This window comes from Pantoea sp. Pa-EAmG (genome assembly GCF_030024295.1).
Lineage (GTDB): Bacteria > Pseudomonadota > Gammaproteobacteria > Enterobacterales > Enterobacteriaceae > Pantoea > Pantoea dispersa.
This window is the reverse complement of sequence record NZ_JASEWO010000206.1, coordinates 1-6978: the sequence shown is the minus strand read 5'-3', so window position 1 is coordinate 6978 and position 6978 is coordinate 1. Positions and strand designations below refer to the sequence as shown.

At 51.9% G+C, this 6978-nt stretch carries 2 protein-coding genes; both read left to right on the top strand.

Annotated features, from left to right (window positions below; genetic code table 11):
• The first annotated feature begins 46 nt into the window (after positions 1-46).
• Entirely contained in the window at positions 47-3415 is a 3369-nt protein-coding gene (locus tag QMM04_RS19615) for an autotransporter outer membrane beta-barrel domain-containing protein (protein ID WP_282996814.1), read from the top strand.
• Positions 3415-6978 (top strand): transporter substrate-binding domain-containing protein (locus QMM04_RS19610; protein ID WP_282996813.1); only part of this gene is annotated, 3564 nt, incomplete at its 3' end. The genes QMM04_RS19615 and QMM04_RS19610, both read left to right, overlap by 1 nt.

Genomic DNA, 6978 nt, shown 5'->3' with positions numbered 1-6978 from the left:
ACGCGCTTTTAACAATGGTGTTATTAATGCAGAGAACACAACAGTTATGACAACCGGAACTTATGCTGATGCAATAAGAGCCGAAGCAAATAGCATCATTAACTTTAGCGGCGGGACAATTACGACTCACGGCGGGGCAGCAAGTGGTTTATATGCAGCAGGTGGTACCCTGAACGCCGGTCGTAGCAGCAACGGTCAGGGAATTCAGATAAATGTTACTGGCCGTGGTTCGGCGGGTATCCGATCTGCGGCAGGAATAATCACAGCAGACAGCGTCACCATTAATCACACCGGCACGGTGGGAAGTGTTGATATTGCCAGTGCCGTAGAAGCTGACCCTAATTCTTCTATTACGTTGACTCACTCCAGCCTGAATACCACCCAGGACCAGGTTCATGGGGCACTAATCAAAGGGGCGAGTACCTTATCCCTCGGCAATAGTTCTGTATCTACACAGGGAGGTAACGCACACGGATTACAACTTCTCTATGGTGCAAAAGGATTGCTGTCGGAGTCAGACATCCTGACCAGCGGCATCTCATCGCATGGTATCCGGGCGAGCAGCACAAGTGAGGTTATCGTTCAGCCTAACGGAGCTGGAAATAATTCACTCATTCACACCACGGGCAATTCTTCACGCGGCATCTATTTGTTGAACGATGCTCAGGCTGATATTGACGGCATCACCATTATTACCGACGGCGATCATGGTTCAACCCGCTGGGGCGCAGACGGTATTGGTGTGCAGAATAATGCCAAAATGACGCTTAAAAATGCCGACATCCACATAAATGGCAATGATTCCAATGGACTGGATGCGCTGGGCGCAGATCCAACTGGCGCATTCAATCAGATCGATGCCAGTAATACTCTGATAGTCATGAACGGGCAAGGAGGAAAAGGCGCCTATGCCTACGGCGGGAACAACGCCATCAACCTTAGCAACAGCCAGGTTGAGACTAAGGGTAGCAATAATGTGGCTTTAGCCGCGCGGTCTGAACAATCCAGCGTCAACGCCAACCAGAGTCTGTTGAAAATTACGGGTGCGCAATCCGGTGGGGTCAGTGCCAGCGAAGGGGGTACTGTAAACCTTAACAACAGTGAATTGCAGCACACGGGCCTGGAAGGTTATGGCATCAATGTCACGTCTGGTGGCACAGTGAATGCGACAAACAGTCTGGTCAATGTCAGCGGTCAGAACAGCAATGCCCTGACAATGAGTGGCGGGGAAATCAATTTAAACGCCACGCAGGTATCGGCGCTCGCCGGTAACGCGATGAGTTTCCTCAGCGATATTTCCACCGTGACTGCCAGCAACGGCAGCTTGTTGAAAGGTGACGCCGTGAGTGCGGAGGGGGCAACCTCTAACATCGTCCTGGATAATGCCACCTGGCAGGGCAACGCCAGCGAAATTACCTCGGTAGATATCAAAAAAGGCGCACAGTGGGTCACTAACGGCAGCTCTACCGTCGGTGCGCTGGATTTGGATAACGGCAGCGTAATCTTCGATCCGGTATCCTCCTCCGGTGAACAGAATCACTCCAGCACCCTGACTGTCCACGGGAATTACAACGGTAACAACGGTTTGATTGCCTTCAATAGCGTATTAGGCGATGACAACTCGGCAACCAATAAACTGATTGTCGAAGGGGATACCAGTGGCAGCACCAACGTCTCAGTGAACAACCTCGGCGGCCGGGGCGCACGTACCTATAACGGTATCGAGCTTGTCCACGTCGACGGTGAGTCTGCCGGGCAGTTCAGCAAAACCGGGCGTATTGTAGCTGGTGCTTACGAGTACGACCTGGCGCGCGGTGAGGAAAATAACAGCAAAAACTGGTATCTGATAAACGCGGGTGAATACGGCAATGGTGGCGGTGACAATGCCGGTGGCTCTGGTGGTGGCATTGGTGATGGCGGCATCAGCCCAACCACCCCGACGCTCCGTCCAGAAAGCGGCAGCTACGCCGCGAACCAGGCAGCAATCAACAACCTTTTTATGATGCGTTTGCACGATCGTTTGGGTGAAACCCAGTATATCGATGCGCTGACGGGTGAAAAGCGCGTGACCAGCATGTGGCTGCGCACCGTGGGCGGTCATACTCGCCTGAACGACACCAGCGGACAGCTTAAGGCGCAGGAAAACCGTTATTTGGTGCAGTTGGGTGGCGACGTGGCTCAGTGGAGCCGTGACGGCCTGGACCGTTATCACCTTGGCCTGATGGCGGCTAAGGGGCAGCAGTGGGGCAACACCCACTCGAGAGTGACCGGCGCGCGCTCAGATAACAGTGTGGATGGTTACAGCGTTGGCGCGTATGGGACCTGGTATCAAAACGATGCTGAAAAAACCGGTACCTACGTGGATACCTGGGCACAGTACAGCTGGTTTGATAACAGCGTAAGCGGTGAACAGTTGGCAACAGAAAAGTACAAATCATCGGGTTTGAGCGCATCGGTGGAAGCGGGGTATACCTGGAAACTGGGTCAACGAAGCGAGCGTGAAAGCTACTTCTTGCAACCGAAAGCACAGGTGGTGTGGAACGGCGTAAAGAGCAAGTCGCATACCGAGCAGAATGGAACTCAGGTGACGTTTAATGGTGACAACAATGTAACGACCCGATTGGGTGTGCGGGCATTTATCAACGGTCACAATCGCATTGATGACGGCAAACAACGCGATTTCGAACCCTTTATCGAAGCTAACTGGATCCACAACACGGCAAACTACGGTGCATCTCTTGACGGTGTAAGCAATAACGTGGCGGGTACGCGTGATATTGGTGAAATCAAAGTAGGTGTGGAAGGAAAAATCAACCCGCGTCTGAACTTGTGGGGAAATGTAGGACAGCAAATGGGTGGGAAAGGCTACCAAGTCATCGCTGAATCAGGAGATGGCGCTGAGGTCATCCCATTAGTGTATCAACATGATCCGGATATCTTAATTCTCGATATTGATATCCCCAACATTAACGGTATTGATGTCATTGATATGCTGCGTAAATCTGGCTATAAACTACCCATTATTGTCATGAGTGGAAAAAATGCCGATCACTATGCGCTTCGCAGTGCGAAAATCGGTGCGAACGGTTTTATCAGCAAAAAAAATAACCTTGAAGACCTGATTAATGCGGTTAAAACGGTGAGTTCGGGCTATGGCTATTTTCCGCTAAGAATGCATGACACACAAGTCATTGATAATCAGGTAGATGACAGGGCGCGTATTCAAAGCTTATCGGCACGTGAGTTTCAGGTTCTGCAATTTCTGGCGGAGGGAATGGAAGTTATCACCATCGCCACGCGTATGAAAATCAGTAATAAAACCGTCAGTACCTATAAATCCCGACTCATGGATAAACTGGGACTAAAAACACGTAAGGATTTGCTCGATTTTACCCGCCGCAATCAGGTGTCTTAATGGCCTTATTCGTAAGACTCCTTGTCATCCTGTCTCTGATATTTTCATTTTCTGTGTCTGCCGTTCTCACTGAAGGGCAGGCACTTATATTTCGCCCTAATCAACAACTGGAGCCAGTCAGTCTCGATTTACCCGACGCCTCCTGGCGCTGGTTGGGAATGAAACGTGAGTTGAGAATTGGCATTTGGGCAATGGAAAAGCCACCGATGCTGATGGTGCATAAAGACGGCGTCATTCGTGGGCTGCTTCCAGAGTTAAGTCAGTTTATGACTCATTCACTCGGCCTCACAGTGCAATTCATCTGGTATAACGACCATGATGCTGCACTCAGGGCCGTTCAGCGAGGGGACATTGATGCCATGCTGGATCGCGGTGCGGCACAGCCAGAGAGTGGACCGCAACTGACCTTTACCGAACCGCTGTTTGTCAGCCACCCCGTTGTAGTGAAATCCTCTATTCGCGCTTTTCAACCGGATGTCACTCCGCCAGTGATTGCCGTACCGAAAAATTTTGTCACTTCAACGCGGCTTCGTCAGCATTTCCGCCTTGCACAAACGGTGGCCTATCCCGATACGCTGGCGGCATTGGCCTCCGTGGCCAATGGTAAAAGTCATCTGGCCGTGGGTGACATGATTACCAGCAATTATCTGATTGAGCACCATTTTGCCAACAGTCTGACGATTGAAAATACACTCGATTTACCGGCCAGCAGCTGGTACCTGGCGCTGCGTAACGATCAGGGCGTATTACGCCAGATCATCAATGAAGTGATGCGGCAGATGTCACCCACGACGCGTGAACTGCTGCTGCGCCGCTGGGACCAGGGGGCGATGAACCAGTTCCTCACCAGTGCGCTACCGTTAACGAATGAAGAAAATGACTGGTTGGCTCAGCATCACAGTGTGAAAATTATTGTCACCCAGTTTAACGCGCCTTTTATGCTGTTTGATAATCAGCACAATTTCTACGGCATCACCGCCGACGTCCTTAAGCTCATCCATCTGAAAACCGGGCTGCAGTTTATTCCCGTTTCTGAAGATGATGTCACAAATATCCCTGAGCGTCTGGCGGAACCCGATATCAGTATGGTCGGGTCGATTCTTGCCAGTCCGGAGCGTGCCCGACAACTGCTATTGACTAACCCGTTTATGTTCTCGCCAAACGTGTTAGTGATGTCAGAGATGAATCATGCTGAACCCTGGTATGCGAAAATGCGAGTGGCGTTGCCGGCGGGACATGCTGCTGCGGCATGGTTGAAAGTACATCACCCTGACGTTCAGGTTATCCCGGTCAGTAACTCGGCGGTGGCCATGCAGATGGTGGCGGAAGGGAAAGCGGATGGTGCCGTCAATACACTGATTAGCGCTGATTACGTTATTGCCCGCTATTACGTCGGTCAGCTTCGGGTGGCCGAATTGCTGCCGATGCCACAGGCAGAAGTTTCACTCGGCGTTAAGCGCAGTGAGCCAGAACTTTACGGTATCATCAATAAAGCCCTGGATGCGATTCCGCCAAAAATGTACAGCGAGATCATCGCTCGCTGGCAAGGCACACCTGAAGCACAGTTCCGCACCTGGTCGGTGTATCGCACCCAGTTCTATCTTGTCGCTATCGCCGCACTGCTGTTAGTTGCCACGTTTTTCCTGTGGGGGCTGATCATGCGCCGCCGTGTGAAACACAAACAGCTTGACGAACAACGTTTGCAAGCAGAGCTGAGTTTTCGCGACCGTCTCATCAACGGACCGCCTCGCCCGGTGTACGTGATCAACCGTGACGGCATCATTATTCATTACAATCAGGCGTTTCATGACTTTTTTGGCGATGCACAGCAGACTCTGCTTACGCTGCCTCTTTATGATCGTCGCAATCCATTAGGCGAAATTTATCAGAGTATTATTAACCGCATCGCCGATAACCAACCCTGGACAGAGACAGTACAAGAGCAGGAGTTTGTACTGGACAGCAAACGCGGTGAGCGACGCATCACGCACTGGTTAACGCCTTACAGTGAGTCACTTGAAAGCCCAACGGGATGGATCTGCGGCTGGCAGGATGTCACTGACTATCTGCTGTTACTCGATAATTTATCCAAAGCCAGAGAGACGGCAGATCTTGCCAACCGCAGTAAGAGCCAGTTTCTCGCCACCATGAGCCATGAGATCCGCACGCCGCTTAGCGCGATTATTGGTCTGCTGGAGCTGTCGGTGCATCAGCCGGAAAGCAGCGACCCGCGGATGTTACGCACGGCCTATGATTCCGCGCATTCGTTGATGGGATTGATAGGCGACATCCTGGATATGTCGAAAATTGAGTCAGGCAAACTGGTGTTGAATCCGGAGTGGTCGACCATTGAGGCGGTTGTAAAGCCGGTCATTCGCGTTTTTGATGGCCTGGCCCGCCAGAAAACACTCACGCTGAACCTGCATCTTGAGCAACCCGTACCAAGTGAACTGTATATCGACCCGTTGCGGTTGCGACAGGTGGTGGCCAATTTTGTCAGTAATGCGGTGAAGTTTACCCATCAAGGACGCATAGATGTCGTTGTTTCTCTGGTACCTGATAACGAGGGGCATGCCCGGCTCTCCATTAGCGTGCAGGACACAGGCGTAGGGATAGACCCATCCAGTCAAAAACGTGTTTTCCAGCCTTTCGAACAGGCAGGAGCCGATGATGCTGCGGGCACAGGACTAGGCCTTTCCATTACTTCTGAACTGATAAAGATGATGGCGGGGCAACTGACGCTGGAAAGCATGCCGGGTGCCGGTACCCAGATAGGCGTCGAGCTGAATGTGGATTACAGACCGGTGGCTGCTGTCAGCGAAGCATCGATATTGGAGGAAACGCATCTCAATAAACGCCTACAGGTTCTCATTGTTGATGACCATCCAGCCAACCGGCTGCTGTTGGGTAAACAGCTCGCTCTACTGGGGCATCAGGTCGTGGAAGCTGAAGACGGATTACAGGGATGGCAATGTTGGCAGCAAGGTGCCTTTGATTTAATCATCACTGACTGCAACATGCCGGTAATGGATGGACTGACGCTGACCCGCCGTGTACGTGCCAGCCAACACTCTGCGGTGAAAATCATCGGAATGACGGCCAATGCACAGGAGAGCGAGCGACAACGCTGCCTGGATGCGGGTATGGACATCTGCCTGTTCCGCCCATTGGAACTCGGTCGCTTGGAGCAGGAGTTAGTAAAACTTTGGCCAGACGAACATGACATGCAATTGAAGGACTGGATGGACCCTAACGTTATGGATGCGTTTTTACCGGACGATAGCGTTAGCCGCGCGGCGTTTCTCTCACAGGCGGTGGTTGAGGCCCGTCTGGACCTGATGCAATCCCAGCAGCGGCTTGCTGCCGGCGATTGTGAGGGGCTGGCGCGCCATCTGCATCGCATCTCTGGCACTTTCCAGGTTCTGAAAGTCAACAAGATCCTTGATGAGATCGTGTTTTTGGAGGAGCTGGTCAGTGAAAATGAGGAGGAGGGGATTCTGCAAACGCGACTGGAAGAATTAGCGGCCAACCTTGAGAAATTTGATGAGGCGATAAAGAAGAGC